Source organism: Variovorax sp. Soil_C_19, from assembly GCF_057657255.1.
The window spans coordinates 493,860-509,612 of sequence record NZ_JBDGIV010000003.1; the positions used below are offsets into that span (position 1 = coordinate 493,860).

Annotated in this window: 16 protein-coding genes; 9 read left to right on the top strand and 7 right to left on the bottom strand. The window is 69.5% G+C overall.

Going from position 1 to position 15,753, the window contains the following annotated elements; translation table 11 throughout:
• Positions 1-10 precede the first annotated feature (10 nt).
• On the top strand, positions 11-694 hold the full coding sequence (locus AC3A6R_RS09695) for a glutathione S-transferase family protein (protein WP_487864372.1): 684 nt from the start codon (positions 11-13) through the stop codon (positions 692-694).
• Positions 695-697: 3 nt separating this feature from the next.
• On the opposite strand, the gene AC3A6R_RS09700 is transcribed toward AC3A6R_RS09695, so the two are convergent.
• A complete protein-coding gene (locus AC3A6R_RS09700) occupies positions 698-1,423 on the bottom strand; it encodes an OmpW/AlkL family protein (protein ID WP_487864386.1) in 726 nt (241 codons plus the stop codon).
• Between the two features lie 160 nt (positions 1,424-1,583).
• Between AC3A6R_RS09700 and AC3A6R_RS09705 the strand changes: the two genes are divergently transcribed.
• The 4 genes from AC3A6R_RS09705 to otsA all read left to right on the top strand — a co-directional run bounded on the left by AC3A6R_RS09705 (position 1,584) and on the right by otsA (position 7,024).
• Positions 1,584-2,843, top strand: coding sequence for a multifunctional CCA addition/repair protein (locus AC3A6R_RS09705; protein ID WP_487864373.1), 1,260 nt, complete (start codon positions 1,584-1,586; stop codon positions 2,841-2,843).
• Positions 2,844-2,932: 89 nt separating this feature from the next.
• A complete protein-coding gene (gene otsB / locus AC3A6R_RS09710; RefSeq protein ID WP_487864374.1) occupies positions 2,933-3,703 on the top strand; it encodes a trehalose-phosphatase in 771 nt (256 codons plus the stop codon).
• A gap of 16 nt (positions 3,704-3,719) precedes the next feature.
• Complete coding sequence (locus tag AC3A6R_RS09715; RefSeq protein WP_487862853.1) at positions 3,720-5,642, top strand: glycoside hydrolase family 15 protein; 1,923 nt, start codon at positions 3,720-3,722, stop codon at positions 5,640-5,642.
• Entirely contained in the window at positions 5,639-7,024 is a 1,386-nt protein-coding gene (gene otsA, locus AC3A6R_RS09720) for an alpha,alpha-trehalose-phosphate synthase (UDP-forming) (protein WP_487862852.1), read from the top strand. The genes AC3A6R_RS09715 and otsA overlap by 4 nt, the downstream gene beginning before the upstream one ends.
• 8 nt (positions 7,025-7,032) lie before the next feature.
• Here otsA and AC3A6R_RS09725 read toward each other — a convergent pair whose 3' ends face one another.
• Positions 7,033-7,353, bottom strand: coding sequence for a hypothetical protein (locus tag AC3A6R_RS09725; protein ID WP_487862851.1), 321 nt, complete (start codon positions 7,351-7,353; stop codon positions 7,033-7,035).
• A gap of 175 nt (positions 7,354-7,528) precedes the next feature.
• Here AC3A6R_RS09725 and AC3A6R_RS09730 point away from each other — a divergent pair, with 175 nt between their 5' ends.
• A complete protein-coding gene (locus tag AC3A6R_RS09730) occupies positions 7,529-9,034 on the top strand; it encodes an aminotransferase-like domain-containing protein (RefSeq protein WP_487862850.1) in 1,506 nt (501 codons plus the stop codon).
• Here the strand turns inward: AC3A6R_RS09730 and AC3A6R_RS09735 are convergent.
• The 4 genes from AC3A6R_RS09735 to AC3A6R_RS09750 all read right to left on the bottom strand — a co-directional run bounded on the left by AC3A6R_RS09735 (position 9,007) and on the right by AC3A6R_RS09750 (position 12,142).
• Entirely contained in the window at positions 9,007-9,933 is a 927-nt protein-coding gene (locus AC3A6R_RS09735; protein ID WP_487862849.1) for an ROK family protein, read from the bottom strand. The two genes, AC3A6R_RS09730 and AC3A6R_RS09735, sit on opposite strands and share 28 nt — an antisense overlap.
• A 30-nt stretch (positions 9,934-9,963) precedes the next feature.
• Complete coding sequence (locus tag AC3A6R_RS09740; RefSeq protein WP_487862848.1) at positions 9,964-10,158, bottom strand: DUF2905 domain-containing protein; 195 nt, start codon at positions 10,156-10,158, stop codon at positions 9,964-9,966.
• Positions 10,159-10,167: 9 nt separating this feature from the next.
• Positions 10,168-10,953 carry a histidinol-phosphatase gene (hisN, locus tag AC3A6R_RS09745; protein ID WP_487862847.1) on the bottom strand — a complete coding sequence of 262 codons (786 nt, stop codon included), beginning with the start codon at positions 10,951-10,953 and terminating at the stop codon, positions 10,168-10,170.
• 73 nt (positions 10,954-11,026) lie between these two features.
• Complete coding sequence (locus AC3A6R_RS09750; protein WP_487864375.1) at positions 11,027-12,142, bottom strand: class I SAM-dependent methyltransferase; 1,116 nt, start codon at positions 12,140-12,142, stop codon at positions 11,027-11,029.
• A 51-nt stretch (positions 12,143-12,193) separates the two neighbouring features.
• Here AC3A6R_RS09750 and AC3A6R_RS09755 point away from each other — a divergent pair, with 51 nt between their 5' ends.
• A complete protein-coding gene (locus tag AC3A6R_RS09755) occupies positions 12,194-12,970 on the top strand; it encodes an SDR family oxidoreductase (RefSeq protein ID WP_487862845.1) in 777 nt (258 codons plus the stop codon).
• A gap of 31 nt (positions 12,971-13,001) precedes the next feature.
• The gene (locus tag AC3A6R_RS09760) at positions 13,002-13,388 is read left to right on the top strand and encodes a dihydroneopterin aldolase (protein ID WP_487862844.1); all 387 of its coding nucleotides are present in this window, start codon (positions 13,002-13,004) and stop codon (positions 13,386-13,388) included.
• Between the two features lie 33 nt (positions 13,389-13,421).
• On the opposite strand, the gene AC3A6R_RS09765 is transcribed toward AC3A6R_RS09760, so the two are convergent.
• Positions 13,422-14,645 carry an MFS transporter gene (locus AC3A6R_RS09765; RefSeq protein WP_487862843.1) on the bottom strand — a complete coding sequence of 408 codons (1,224 nt, stop codon included), beginning with the start codon at positions 14,643-14,645 and terminating at the stop codon, positions 13,422-13,424.
• Between the two features lie 98 nt (positions 14,646-14,743).
• Here AC3A6R_RS09765 and AC3A6R_RS09770 point away from each other — a divergent pair, with 98 nt between their 5' ends.
• On the top strand, positions 14,744-15,715 hold the full coding sequence (locus AC3A6R_RS09770) for a LysR family transcriptional regulator (protein WP_487862842.1): 972 nt from the start codon (positions 14,744-14,746) through the stop codon (positions 15,713-15,715).
• Positions 15,716-15,753: the final 38 nt, after the last annotated feature.

Sequence of the window (15,753 nt, forward strand, 5' to 3'; positions counted from 1 at the left end):
GGACCACACCATGCGCAAGCTCTACGTCGGCAACAAGAACTACTCGTCCTGGTCGATGCGGCCCTGGGTGCTGATGAAGCAGGCCGGCATTCCGTTTGAAGAGGTCAAGGTGCGCTTCGATTCCTTCGAGGCCGATTCGCAGTTCAAGCAGATCATCGCCAGGCTCAATCCGGTCGCCAAGGTGCCGGTGCTGGTCGACGGCGAACTCGTGGTGTGGGACAGCCTGGCCATCGCCGAATACCTGGCCGAGACTTTTCCCGAGAAGCAGCTCTGGCCGAGCGCCGCGGCCGATCGCGCCCGTGCGCGCAGCATCTGCGCCGAAATGCATGCGGGCTTCGGCAACCTGCGCACGCTGTGCGGCATGAACATCGAGGCCTCGCTTCCGCACGTGGGCGCGCAACTGCTCAAGGACCATCCCGCGCTCGGCGCCGAGGTCGAGCGCATCGTGCAGATGTGGAGCGGCCTGCTCGATGCGCACGGCGGGCCGATGCTGTTCGGCGAATTCGGCATCGCCGACGCCTACTACGCGCCGGTCGGCGTACGCATCAAGACCTACGGCCTGCCGGTGCCGGCCGCCATCACCGCCTACATCGCGCGCGTGCAGGCGCTGCCCGGCGTCAAGGCCTGGATCGACGACGCGCTGGCCGAGAAGGACTTCCTCGACTTCGAGGAGCCCTACCGGCAGCAGCGCTGACGCTCAGAACCTGTAGGTCGCCGACAGGTAGGTCACGATTGGATTGAGCTTCAGCCGCGCCTCGCTGGTGGCGATCGGCAGCCCGCCGAGCGACGTGGTGGTGAGCGTAGCCTTGGTCTTCAGCGGGATGTACGAGACCGAGAACGAGACGCCCCAGTGCTTGTCGAACTGGTAGGACGCGCCCACGTTGAACACCGGCGCGAACGAGCTGTCGAGTTCGGCCGTGGTCGAGGTCGACATCGGTGGCCGGCGCAGCTGGCTGCCGAGCGCGCCCTGCAGCCCCTGCGTGAGCTTGACGTCGCTGTACCAGACATAGGTGGCGCCCAGGCCCACGAACGGGCGGAAGGCATCGTTGGCCTGGTTGAAGTAGTACTTCCCGAGGATCGTGGGGCTCCACTGGCGCGCCTCGCCGAGTTCACCCACGCGGCCGAGCGTGCCCTTGCCGTCGAGCTTGAATTTCGGCGGCACACCCAGCACGCCTTCGACCGCCCAGTGGCTGTCGATGAAATACACCGCGCTCAGGCCCAGCGTGTCCGAGTCGCTGACCGATGCGCCCGAGCCGGCGACCACGCTGCGCACCGGCGCGGTCAGCGTGAGCGGCTTGCTCGAATCCTGCGGTGCCAGGTGGAGCCAGCCCGCACCGACGACCCAGTCGCCCGCGTTCTGCGCCCATGCGCCGCCCGACGCCAGCGCACCGCATGCCGCCAGGGCCCACATGTTTTTCTTCATCATCTGTTCGCTCCTTTTGGTTAAGAACTTTGTAGTAAGCAGCCTTGCCAGAGACGGCGACTGCGTTCCGCGAGAAACGGCGAAGGATCGTCCGAGGCATCAACAAATTATCGAACGGTCGTTCTATTTTTACATATGGGATATCCCTAAACTTGGCGCCATGAAAACCTACCTCGTCGGCGGCGCGCTGCGCGACCGGCTGCTCGGGCGCCCCGTGACCGACCACGACTGGCTGGTGGTCGGCGCCACGCCCGAGGAGATGAACGCGCGCGGCTTCCTGCCCGTGGGCCGCGACTTCCCGGTGTTCCTGCACCCCGAAACGCGCGAGGAATACGCGCTCGCGCGCACCGAGCGCAAGAGCGCGCCGGGCTACCGCGGCTTCACCATCCACGCCGCGCCCGACGTCACGCTCGAGCAGGACCTCGCGCGGCGCGACCTCACGGTCAACGCGATCGCCATGCCGGCCGAGTTCGTCGAGGCCGACGGCAGCTTCGAACCCACCCCCGACAAGCTGGCCGATCCCTTCCACGGCCGGCGCGACCTCGCGCAGAAGCAGCTGCGCCACGTGACCGACGCCTTCCGCGAGGATCCGGTGCGCATCCTGCGCGTGGCGCGCTTCGCGGCGCGCTTCGATGACTTCGCGGTGGCGCCCGAGACCATGGCCCTGATGCGCGAGATGGTCGAGGCCGGCGAGGCCGACGCACTGGTGCCCGAGCGCGTCTGGCAGGAACTGTCGCGCGGGCTCATGGAAGCGCGCCCCTCGCGCATGTTCGAGGTGCTGCGGGCGTCGGGCGCGCTGGCGGTGCTGCTGCCCGAGGTCGACCGGCTCTGGGGCGTGCCGCAGCCCGCGGCGCACCATCCGGAGATCGATACCGGCGTGCACCTGATGATGGTCATCGACACGAGCGCGCGGCTCGGGGCGCCGCTCGCGGTGCGCTTCGCCTGCCTCATGCACGACCTCGGCAAGGGCACGACCGCCGCCGACATGCTGCCGCGCCACATCGGCCACGAGAAGCGCAGCGCCGAGTTGCTGCGCGCGGTGTGCGACCGCTGGCGCGTGCCCGTGGAGATCCGCGAGCTGGCCGATGTGGTGGCGCGCGAACACGGCAACATCCATCGCAGCGGCGAACTGGGCGCTGCGGCGCTGGTGCGGCTGCTGGAGCGCTGCGACGCCTTGCGCAAGCCGGCGCGCTTCGCCGATGCGCTGTTGGCCTGCGAATGCGATGCGCGCGGCCGGCTCGGGTTCGAAGACCGCGCCTACCCGCAGCGCGAGCGTCTGCTGCGCGTGCTGGCAGTGGCGACCGGCGTGGCGACCGAACCGGTCGCACGCGCCGCGCAGCAGGCCGGCGCCGCGGGACCGCAGATCGGCGCAGCGATCCACCGGGCGCGCGTGGAAGCGGTCGCGGCCGCGCTCGATTGACAACTTTGTAAGCGCTCGCGCCCGCCTCCGGGCACGTCCGGCTTTGGCCGACATGGAACCTGCTAGGCCCGTGTTATGGTCGTTGCCAGATGCCAATGTCTTCCAAGTTGCCACCTCCGTTGGGCCAAGACGGCGCCCTCTTTCTCGATTTCGATGGCACCCTGGTCGGCCTCGCGCCAACCCCTGAATCGATCGAGATTCCTCCCGCGCTGGTTCCACTGCTCGAAGATCTGAGTGACCAGCTCGGCGGTGCGCTGGCGGTGGTTTCGGGCCGCCAGATCGACGCCATCGACCGCTTCCTTGCACCGCTGCGGCTGCCTGTCGCGGGCGAGCACGGCGTGCAGCGCCGCGACGCCAAGGGGCGCATGCAGGAGCAGCGCCCACCCGATCTCATTCCCATCCTCGATGCCGCCAACGAGTTGGCGCGCGTGCACGAGGGGCTGCTGGTCGAACGCAAGCACGCGGCCATCGCGCTGCACTACCGCCTGGCGCCGCAGCTCGAGGCCGTGTGCCGCGACGCGATGTCGCGCGCCATCACCGACCGTCCGCTGCTCGAACTCATGCATGGCAAGTTCGTGTTCGAGATCAAGCCCACGGGCGTCAACAAGGGCACCGCGATCGACGCCTTCATGACCGAGGCCCCGTTCGCGGGGCGCGTGCCGTTCTTTGCCGGCGACGACACCACGGACGAAACCGGCTTCGCGGTGGTGCAGCCGCGCGGCGGCATCGCCATCAAGGTCGGCGCGGGGCCGAGCATTGCACAGCACCGCCTCGAGTCGCCGCGCGCCGTCTACGAATGGCTGGTGCAGATGCGCGACCAACTGGCTGCAGCCCCGCACAAGAAGAACGAAGATACCTGAGCAGAGGAGCGACCGGATGAGTGAACTGCAGTTGCCGAAGGCGCCCGAGGACCGCGCGGGCACTTCGCTCGCGGGCGCGGCCGGGCCCGCCGACAAGGCCCCGGTCGATCCCCGCGCCGCCACCTCGGCCGTGCCGCGCGGCTTCGCCCCGCCGGCCGAGCCTTCGCTCGACGTCGGCGTGATCGGCAATTGCGCCTACAGCGCGCTGGTCGACGCCCGCGGGCGCATCGTCTGGTGCTGCCTGCCGCGCTTCGACGGCGACCCGGTCTTCAATGCCCTGCTGCACCCGGGCGACGAGGCCGGCGCCTGGGCCATCGAGATCGAGGACTTCGCCTCGAGCAAGCAGTGGTACGAGCCCAATACCGCCGTGCTGCGCACCCAGCTGTTCGACAGCGCCGGCCAGGGCATCGAGATCACCGACTTTGCGCCGCGCTTCTACAGCCGCTCGCGCTACTTCCGTCCGCTCATGCTGGTGCGCCGCGTGCGGCCGCTCGCGGGTTCGCCGCGCATCCGCGTGTCGCTCGACCCGCGCTTCCAGTGGGGCGCCTCGGCGCCGGTGGAGGTCACGCGCGGCAGCAACCACATCCGCTACGTCGGGCCCGACGTGACGCTGCGGCTCAACACCGACGCCTCGATCTCGCACATCCTCGCGCGCCAGCCGTTCGTACTCTCGCGCGAGTACAACTTCATGTTCGGCGTCGACGAGACGCTGCTCGACGGCATTGCCGATACCGCGCGGGCCTTCGAGCAGGAAACCATCGCTTACTGGCGCACCTGGAGCAAGCGGCTTGCGATTCCGTTCGAATACCAGGACGCGGTGATCCGCGCCGCGATCACGCTCAAGCTCTCGCTCTACGAGGACACCGGCGCCATCGTCGCCGCCATGACCACGAGCATCCCGGAGGCGCCGGGCAGCCAGCGCAACTGGGACTACCGCTACTGCTGGCTGCGTGACGCCTTCTTCGTGGTGCGCGCGCTCAACTCGCTGAGCGAAGTGGGCACCATGGAGGACTACCTGCGCTGGCTCGGCAACGTGGTGATCGGCTCGCACGGCGAGCACATTCAGCCGCTCTACGGCATCGGACTCGAGCGCGAACTGCCCGAATCCATGGTCGAGCACCTGCCGGGCTACCGCGGCATGGGGCCGGTGCGCGTGGGCAACCAGGCGCAAGAGCACTTCCAGCACGACGTGTACGGCAACATCGTGCTCGGCGCGGCGCAGGCTTTCCACGACCAGCGCCTGCTGAGCCCCGCGGGTGTGGCGGAATTCCCGCACCTCGAAGCGGTGGGCGAGCAGGCGATCCGCGTCTACGGCACGCCCGATGCCGGCATGTGGGAGCTGCGCACCCGCGCCCGCGTGCACACCAGCTCGGCCCTGATGAGCTGGGCCGCCTGCGACCGGCTCGGCAAGATCGCCCACGCGCTGGCGCTGCCCGAGCGCGCCGCCTACTGGCAGGGCCATGCCGCGCGCATGAAGGAAGAGATCCTGGACAAATCGTGGTGCGAGGAGCGACAGGCCTTCGCCGAGAGCTTCGGCGGCCACGAACTCGATGCGAGCATTTTGCTGATGGTCGAGGTGGGCCTGATCGACGCGCGCGATCCGCGCTTCGTCTCCACCGTCGACGCCATGGAGAAGTCGCTCTGCGACGGCCCCTACATGCGCCGCTACGAAGCGGCCGACGACTTCGGCAAGCCCGAGACCGCCTTCAACATCTGTACCTTCTGGCGCATCGACGCGCTTGCCAAGATCGGCCGCAAGGCCGAAGCACGCCAGATCTTCGAGACCATGCTCGCGGCCCGCAATCCGCTCGGCCTGCTCTCCGAAGACACGCATCCCGTCACCGGCGAGATGTGGGGCAACTTTCCGCAGACCTATTCCATGGTCGGCATCATCAACGCGGCGATGCGGCTCTCGGCGCCCTGGGACTCCGCCATATGAACCGTCTTGTCGTCGTATCCAACCGCGTGGCCGACCCACGCAAGCCCGCGGCCGGCGGCCTGGCCGTGGCACTCGGCGAAAGCCTGCAGCAAAGCGGGGGGCTCTGGTTCGGCTGGAGTGGCCAGATCGTCGAGGAAGGTCCCACCGGCGAAGGCGAGCTGCATGTGCAGCAGGCCGGCAAGGTCACGCTGGCCACGCTCGACCTGAGCCGTGACGACCACGACAGCTACTACCTCGGCTACAGCAACGACGTGCTGTGGCCGGTCTTCCACAACCGGCTCGACCTTGCCCATTTCGATGCCGGCTTCATCGGCGGCTACCGGCGAGTGAACCAGCTGTTCGCGCGCAAGCTCATGCCGCTGCTGAAGGAAGACGACATCATCTGGATCCACGACTACCACCTGATGCCGCTCGCGGCCGAACTGCGCGCGATGGGCTGCAAGCAGCGCATCGGCTTCTTCCTGCACATTCCGCTACCGCCGCAGATCATCATCGCGGCAGTCCCGCAGCATGAATGGCTCATGCGCTCGCTGTTCTCCTACGACCTGATCGGCTTCCAGGCGCAGCAGGACGTGCAGCACTTCGAACACTACGTGCGCAACGAAGCCAACGGCGAATACCTCGGCGACGACATGTACCGCGCTTACGGGCAGACGGTGCGCTGCAGCGCGTTCCCGATCGGCATCGACGTGGACGAGTTCACGCGGCTCACGCATGCCAAGGAGTCGCGCGACATGTTCGACACCATGCGGCGCGAATACTCGCAGCGGCGACTGCTGCTGGGCATCGACCGGCTCGACTACTCCAAGGGCATTCCGCAGCGCGTGCGCGCCTTCAGCGAACTGCTCGCCAACTACCCCGAGAACCGCCGCAGCGCCACGCTGATCCAGATCGCCTCGCCCACGCGCGAGACGGTCGACGCCTACGGCGACATCCGGCGCGAACTCGAGTCGCTGTGCGGTGCGATCAACGGCGATTACGGCGAACTCGACTGGATGCCGGTGCGCTACATCCACCGCATGGTGGCGCGCAAGCGCGTGCCGGGGCTGTGCCGTGCCGCCGCCGTCGGACTCGTGACGCCGCTGCGCGATGGCATGAACCTCGTCGCCAAGGAGTACATCGCGGCTCAGGACCCGGAGGATCCGGGCGTGCTGGTGCTCTCACGCTTCGCAGGTGCGGCCGAGCAGCTCAAGGAGGCGCTGCTGGTCAACCCCTACGACACGCACCGCACCGCCGAGACGGTGCAGCAGGCACTGCAGATGCCGCTCGAGGAGCGCCGCGAGCGCCACACGAAACTGCTCGCGCGCATTCGCGAGCAGGACATCCACTGGTGGCGCCGCAGCTTTCTCGATGCGCTGCGCCAGGCAGCCAGCCAGCGCTAGCGTCCGCTTCAGCCGCCGGCCAGCCGGCGTAGCCACCGGACCGCTGGTGATGCCTGCACCGACGGTGCGGGCGCATGGAGGCGCAGGCGCACCGCCGTCAATGCCACCAGCTCGACCCAGCCGCCACGTGCCATGCGGTGCACCTCGCCCTCGCCCAGCCTCGTCTGCGCGGTGAACACCGTCTCGCCGAGCCACGACGGCGGCGCGACAAGCAGCACCGAGCCCTGCCGGACTTCGAGCCAGGTCGCGCGGTCGAGCGCGGTGCGCAACGCCTCGCCCGGCTGCAGGGCGATGGTAGCGGGAGGAGGTTCGAGCGTGAGGGGTGACATGGGCTGCGCCTTGTGGATTCGGATGGTCCATCGTAGGGAGCCGAGCCCTTCCGAAACAGGCACACGCCAGGGCGATTCGCACCGGAACAGCGCTACCTCCGGGCCATCTGTTATGGTCGTTTCCCCCCACAACTGCATCTGTTTCCGAACGCACGATCGAGGGACCATCGACGCCATGGACTCGCTACCGCTCTACCGCCAGCTTGCAGCGCACTACGTGGATGCGATTCACACCGGCTCGCTCCGGCAGGGCGACAAGCTGCCCTCGCTGCGCCGCCTGATGCAGCTGCACGACATCAGCCTCTCGACCGCGCTGCAGCTGTGCCGCACGATGGAGAGCGACGGCTGGGTCGAGGCGCGCGACCGCTCCGGCTACTTCGTGCGCCGTCCGAAGCGGCTCGCGATCGCGCCGCTGGAGGAGCCTGCGGCCGGCGTACCGCCGGACCCGGCGCAGTACGTGGGCATCCACGCCAAGGTGTCGGACTTCGTGGCGCGCCGCCGGCAATTGCCCGAAAAGCTCAACCTTTCGATCGCGCGCGGCGCGCCCGAGCTGTATCCTGCAGAGGCGCTCCGCAACGCGATGACCCGCATGCTGCGCCGGCACCCCGAAATGCTCACGGTCGCGGCGCAGCTCAAGGGTCATCGCCAGTTCCGCGAGGTGGTCGCCCAGCGCAGCCTGCGCGTGGGCATGACGATCTCGCCCGACGACGTGCTGGTCACCAACGGCTGCATCGAGGCGCTCAACCTCGCGCTGCGCGCCGTCGCGCAGCCCGGCGACACCGTCGCCGTGGAATCGCCCACCTTCTATGGCCTGTTGCAGGTGCTCGAAAGCCTGGGCATGCGTGCGCTCGAGATCCCGACAAGTCCGCAGACCGGCCTCTCGATCGAAGCGCTGGAGCTCGCGATCCGCACCTACGACAACATCAAGGCCGTGGTGGTGGTGCCGCACCTGCAGAACCCGCTCGGCAGTGTGATGCCCGATTCCCACAAGGCGCGGCTCGCGCTGCTGTGCGAGCGGCATGCGATCCCATTGATCGAGGACGACACCTACAGCGAACTCGTCGATGCGCAGGGCCCGCCGCGCGCTTTGAAGTCGTGGGACACCGTCGGCAACGTGATCCACTGCGCGTCGCTGCACAAGATTCTCGCGCCCGGCCTGCGCCTGGGCTGGATCACCGCGGGCCGCTGGCAGGCGCGCGTGGAGATGCTCAAGTATGCGCAGACGCGCAACAACGAGGGCCTGTCGCAAAGCGCGGCCGGGCTCTTCATGGCCACTGGCGCCTATGACCGCCACCTGCGGCACCTGCGCGCCTGCCTGAAGACGCAGCGCGAGCAGACCGCCGATGCGATCGCCAGCCACTTCCCCTCGGGCACGAGGATCAATCTGCCGCCCGGCGGGCTGCAGCTCTGGATCGAGCTGCCCGAGCGGCTTTCGTCGTCGCGCGTGTTCGATGCTGCGCTTGCAGAGCGCATTGTGGTGGCGCCCGGCACGCTGTTCTCCAACTCCTCGCGCTTCGACCACTACCTGCGGATCAATTGCGGCTGGCCGTACGGCGAGGCAGTCGCCACGGGCCTCCGCCGGCTGGGCCAGATCACCGAGGCGCTGCTGCGCGGCCACAGCGCCGCGGTGCCGCAGCCCGCGGCGCACCGGCTTCAGTCCAGCAACGCAAGCGCCGCGTAGTCGCCGATCGTGTCGCCGAGCCCTGCGGGCACCAGCAGCACGCCGCGCGTGAGCGGTGCGAGCCTGCCGTCGACCTGCGCCTGGAGCCGCGGCAGCAGGAAATCGCGGTGATGCCAGAACACGCTGCCGCCGAGACTGATGCGCTGCAGGTCGAGCGTGACCACGAGGTTGTAGAGCATGCGGCCCAGCACGCGGCACAGCGCATCGACCACTTCGGTGGCATGCGGCTCGCCGGCCGACGCGGCCGTGAACAGGTCGGGCGCGGACTGCCCGAAGCGTCGCGCCATCGAGTTGCCGGCCACCAGCGCCTCGACGTCGCCGAGGTTGCCGCAGCCGCAGAGGGCGCCACTCGCATCGTCCACCACGAAGCTGTGGCCCGCATGGCCCGCATTGCCGTTCTTGCCGCGCAGCGCGCGTCCGTCCACGCACAGGCCCACGCCCACGCCGGTGCTCCAGGTGACGTAGGCGCAGTGGTCCAGTCCCTTCAGCGCGCCCCAGTGGCGCTCGGCCTCGAGCGCGGCCACCGCGTCGTTCTCGACCCGCACGCTGCGAAAGCGCTGTGCAAGCGGCGCCTCGACGATGGCCGTCATCCAGTCATTCGGCAGGCCGCGCGCCGGGCCTGCGATGCCGCCGCAGATGTTCGGCGTGGCCAGTTCGACCATGCCGTCGCGCAGCTCGAAGGGTCCGGTGGACGACACGCCCACACGGTCGATGTCGGCGGCGGAGATGCCCTGCTCGGCGCAGACCTCGTCGATCATGCGAATGATCTGCACCGCCACGGCATCGTTGTCGCCGGTCTTGGCGGTCGGCTCGCTGCGCCGGCCGACGAGCGGCGCATCGCTCGAAGCGGAAAGGCTCACGGCAATCTTGGTGCCGCCGATGTCAACACAGGCTCTCATGCGTCGTTCTTCCCTTTGTCTCTCGGTTGTCTATATCAGGCGCGAAACCAGCGCCGCGATCATGCTGAGCACCAGCGTGCTGGCGATCGGCAACTGCCAGTCGCGGCCGAACGCGCGGAACTCGAAATCGCCGGGCAGCCGTCCGAAGCCGAACCGGCGCAGCCAGGCGGTGAGCCCGCTCATGAGCACCAAGGCGAGGACGACGACGAGCAGCCAGCGGATCATGGTGACAGTCTAGGCCGCCAGGCCCGCCAGAACGGCCAGGGCTTGCCGGTGGAGTTCGGGCGTGGCCGCGGCGATCACGCGGCAGTCGGGCGTAAGCCCCAGCGGACGGCCTTCCCAGTCGGTGACGATCCCGCCTGCGGCCTCGATCAGGCCTGCGGGGCCGAGGTAGTCGTAGGGCTGCAGGCCGGTCTCGACCACGAGGTCGATGGTGCCGCCCGCGAGCTGGGCATAGCCGTAGCAGTCACCGCCGAAACGGCGCATCGCGCACTGGCGGCTCAGCCGGTCGAAAGCCTGCCAGTCGGCCGGCGCAAAGATGTCGGGCGATGTGGTCACGATGCGCGCCCGGGCCAGCTCGGTGCAGCCGCTTGCGCGCACCGGCTCCCCATTGCGCGTGGCACCCTGGCCGGCCTGGCCGATCCAGCGCTCCGCGAGCACCGGCATGTCGACCATGCCGAGCACCACGCGGCCGCCTTGCAGCACGCCGATCAGCGTGCCCCAGAGCGGCGATCCGGTGATGAAGCTGCGCGTACCGTCGATGGGGTCGAGCACCCAGATGCGCTCCGCGTCGAGCCGCTCCTGGCCGTGTTCCTCGCCGAAGATGCCGTCGGCCGCAGCCCGCGCCAGCAGGATCTCGCGCATCGCCGTCTCGGCCGCGCGGTCGGCGAGCGTCACGGGGCTCTCGTCGGCCTTGGTGATGATGTCGAGCGGCGTGCGGAAATACGGCATCGACTGTGCCGCGGCGGCATCGGCCAGGGCATGGGCGATCGACAGGAGATCGGGCGTGGAAGGGCTCATGGGGCAGGAACTTTGCGCGGGCCAAAAATGCGATTAGACCCGAGCCGGGGCCGTTCGAGGCGGGGCCCAGCGCTCAGAGCGTGTGGCTGCGGTCGCCTTCCGCGAACCCAACCGCATCCCAGGCCCCGCCCGCAGCAAACCCGATCACCTTGAACAGCTCGCCCATCTCATGCTCATGCACGAGCCGCGCCGCCATTGCGCGCTCGGCCACCGAGCCGGCCTCCATGCGCGCAAGCAGGCCGCAGTTCAGCAGAAAGCGTGCCTGGCTCGTGTAGCCCAGCACCTCGAGCCCCGCGTCCTGCCCCGCCAGCGCGATGCCGGTGAAGTCGACGTGGGCCGTGATGTCCTTCTGGCCCACGTCGGACAACGGATCGCCGTCGACCTGGTGCGCGCGGTGGCACATCACGGTGCCCATGTGGCGCTGCGGGTGGTAGTACTCGTGCTCGGGAAAGCCGTAGTCGATGAAGAATGCCGCGCCTTTTTCGAGCCGGTCGGCGAGCGTGGCGATGAAGGCCCGCGCCTGCGGATGGACCTCGGTCAGATAGTCGTGCGCGCCCTCGACCTCGACGGGCGGACGCAGCGGCGTCTCGCGATCGGCCCAGGCCCAGCCCTCGTTGCCGGCCTGGCGCACCACGCCACGCTCGAACCACTGGCCTCCCACGCGCGCGAGCAGTTGCACCGGCATCGCATCGAGCACCTCGTTGCCGACCACCACACCTTGCATGGAGTCGGGCAGCGCGTCGAGCCACTCGACCTGCCCCGCATGGCCCGCGAGCGCCTGCTGCTGCCGCTCGCGCAGCGTGCCCGACAGGTCGACGATGCGATAGCGCACGTCGCCGCGGCCCAAGCCATCGAGCGCATGCAGCAGCTGCACCGCGAGCGCGCCCGAGCCGGCTCCGAATTCCCAGACGGTGTCGGTGCCCGTGCTCTCGAGCGCCTCGGCCACCTGCACCGCGAGCGTCGCGCCGAACATCGGCGTCAGTTCGGGGGCCGTCACGAAGTCGCTGCCCGAGGCCGGCATGTGGCCGAACTTGGCGAGCGTGTTGGCGTAATAGCCGAGGCCGGGCGCGTAGAGCGCCAGCGCCATGAAGCGGTCGAACCCGATCCAGCCGCCCGCGCGTTCGACCGAACGCGCGATGAGATGGTCGAGGGCGATGGGTAAACTGCCGGGGGATGTCGTCGTCGTCACGGCGCCATTCTCCACCCTCTCACTCGCCCTCTTCCTTCGTCGCTTCCCCGCATGAGCCCCGCAACGCCCTCCGCCGACCGCCGCACCGTTCTCGTCACGGGCGCAGGCCGCAGGCTGGGTCGTGAGATCGCGCTGGCGCTCGCCGCCGGCGGCTGGCAGGTCGCGGTGCACTATCGCCACTCGCGCGCCGAGGCCGAGCGCACGGTGGCCGACTGCGCCGCGCTTTCGGGCGACTCGGCCCTGTTCGCGGCCGAGCTCGAGGACGAGCAGGCCACGCGCGCGCTCCTGCCCCGCGTGGTCGCGCGCTTCCGCGGTGTCGACGCCGTGGTGCACAGCGCCGCCCTGTTCGAGCACGACGCGGCCGCCACCTTCGGCTACGCGCTCATGGAGCGCCATGCCCGCAGCAACACGGGCGCGGCGATCCTGCTGGCGCAGGCGCTGCACGAGCATGTCGCGGCGCGTGGCACCCAGGGCGCGGTGGTGCACATGCTCGACCAGAAGCTCTGGAACCCGAACCCCGATTTCCTGAGCTACACGCTCTCGAAGGCGGCCCTCGAGGCCGCGACGCCGATGCTGGCCCAGGCGCTCGCGCCGCATGTGCGCGTGGTGGGCGTCGCGCCGGGGCTCACGCTGCCGAGCCACATGCTCGACGACGCGAAGTTCGCGCAGTTGCACAAGCTGTCGCCGCTCGGGCGCTCCTCGACGCCCGAAGACGTGGTCGCGGCCGTGAAGTTCGCGCTCGAGAATCGCTCGATCACCGGCACCACTCTGCTGGTCGACGGCGGCCAACACCTGATGAAATTCGAGCGCGATTTCTCGCTCATGTGAGAAGACAAGAAGAAGGCACGAGGCACCCACCATGTCCAACCCCACGCCACCGCCCCCGCTGGGCCGCCAGACCCTCACGCTGCAGGGCCTGCGCTTCGACGCCAACCTCGGCATCCTCGACCAGGAGAAGGCGGCGCCGCAGCCGATCCAGGTCGATGCCGAGCTCAACCTCGGTGCCCAGCCGCTGCTGCCGCAGGACGACGACATCTTTCACGTGCTCGACTACCGCAAGGTGCGCCGCATCATCATCGACGAGTGCACCGCCGAGCACGTCAACCTGCTCGAGAGCCTGATCGGCAAGCTGGTGCAGCGCCTGCTGCAGCTGCCCGGGGTGCAGGGTGTGCGCGTGAAGATCGCCAAGCTCGAGATCTTCGACGACTGCGAAGTCGCGATCCGCATGGAATCCGGCGAGTGGTGAACGGCCAAACGCGCTGAGCGGCGTCTTCCTTTTTCAGGCGGCCGAGCCGCAGGCCGCTGCACCCCTGCCACCCGCGGGCCACAACCGCACCGCGAGCGCACCGAGCCCCGACAGCACGCCGAGCAGCGCCACCGCCGGCCAGCCCCACTGCGCGAGCACCAGCGCGCCGAGTGCGGAGCCCGCCGCCATGCCGATGAACACGCCCGTGAAGAACACCGCATTGAGCCGGCCGCGCGCCGCGGGATCGATGCCGTAGACCACGGTCTGGTGCGCAATCAGCGCGGCCTGCAGCCCGAAGTCGAAGCCGATGGCGCTGGCCACGATCAAGCCGAGCCGCGCCGCGGGCGCCATCAGCGGCGCGAACAGCATGGCCGCGAAGGACACGGCCACGAGCGCGGCGCCGATGCGGATCACCAGCTCGGGACCGCGGCGATCTGCCAGGCGCCCGGCCAGCGGTGCCGCCAGCGCGCCCGCGGCACCGGCCAGCCCGAAGGCGCCGGCCGCCGCGCTGCCGAGGTGGAACGGCGCGCCGTGCAGCATCACGGCCAGCGTCGACCAGAAGGCGCTGAAGCCCACCGAGAGCAGCGCCTGCGCGAAGGTGGCGCGGCGCAGCGCGCCATGGCGCTGCCACAGCCTGGCGAGCGAACCCAGCAACGCGCCGTAGCCCAGCTGCGTGGTCGGGCGCAAGTGCGGCAGGCCGCGGGCCACGGCGATGCCGACCAGCGCGATGCTGGCGGCCGCCGCCACGAACATCGCGCGCCAGCCGAAGTGCTCGGCCACGAAACCGCTGAGCACGCGCGACAGCAGGATGCCCAGCAGCAACCCCGTCATCACCGTGCCCACGATGCGGCCGCGGTGCGCCTCGGGCGCCAGCGTGGCGGCGGCCGGCACCACGTCCTGCGCCAGCGTGGCGGTGAGGCCGATCACGAGGCTGGCGGCCAGGAGTGGCACGATCGACGGCGAGAACGCCGCGCCGAGCAGCGCGAGCACCAGCACCGCGGCCTTGGCCAGGATAAGGCGGCGGCGGTCGAAGCGGTCGCCGAGCGGCGCCAGCAGCAGGATGCCGAGCGCATAGCCGAGTTGCGTGAGCGTCGGCACGAAGCCGACCGTGCGCGCCGGCGCGCCGATGTCGGCCCCGAGCACGCCAAGCATGGGCTGGCTGTAGTAGAGCGCCGCCACCCCGAGGCCAGCGCTGGCCGCCAGCAGCAGGATCAGCGACCTCGGGAGCTGATCATGCGAAGGTTGAATAGGAGACATGGTATTTACCCTTGGTTTTCGAAGCATGGACGGAGTGTGAAGCCCAATGCCCGCTGCGGGTAGCCGCCCGCGCCGCAGAACTGATATACGCTGTGCGTATGAGCAAACGTCTTCTGAGTGGTACGCCGGCGCATGCGGTGCCCGGCCCTGTCGACCGGATCGAGTTGATGCAGACCTTCGTTCGCATCGTCGAGGCTGGCAGCCTCTCGGCCGCGGCCCTGCAGATGGGAACCACCCAACCGACCGTGAGCCGCCGCCTGCAGGCGCTCGAGCGCTCGCTGGGGGTGCGGCTGCTGCAACGCTCGACCCATGCGATGAAGCTCACCGAAGACGGCGAGCGCTGCTTCGACCGCGCCAAGGACCTGATCCTCGGTTGGAGCGCCTTCGAGGCCGATCTGCGCGGTGCCGGCGACCAGCCCGAAGGCCGGTTGCGCGTGGTGGCGCCGCATGCGTTCGGCCAGCAGTTGCTGGTCGGGCCGCTCGCGGCCTACCTGCACCGGCATCCGAAAGTGACCGTCGAGTGGCTGCTGCACGACAGCCCGCAGGACAGCACGCCCGATTTCATCGCCGAGGGCGTGGACTGCGCGATCCGCGTCGGCGAGGTGACGGACCCGGCGCTGGTGGCTATCCGGCTGTCGCAGGTGCCGCGCATCGCTGTGGCCGCGCCGGCGCTCTTCGAAGGCGTTGAAGGCGCGGCGGCAGCGCCGGTGCCGGCCCACCCGCGCGAACTCGCGGCGCTGCCGTGGCTGGCCGCGCGCAACTTCTACCGCACCGAGGTCGTGCTGACGCACGAGCGCACGGGCGAGACGGCGCGGGTGCCGATCCGCCCGCGCCTGCTGACCGACAGCCTCTACGCCCTGCGCAGCGCGGCGGTGCTCGGCCTGGGTGCGGGCGTGGCCTCGGCCTGGATGCTGACCGACGACATCGCCGCGGGGCGGCTCGTGCACCTGGTGCCTGAGTGGCGCGCCATGTCGGCGCCGGTCTACCTGGCCTATCCGTATGCGCGCTTCTATCCCGCGCGGCTGCGCCTCTTCGTGGAGGCGATGCGCAGCGCGTTCCCGCCCGACTGAGCCGGGATTGCCGCGCCGCGCGGCATGCGAGATGGGGA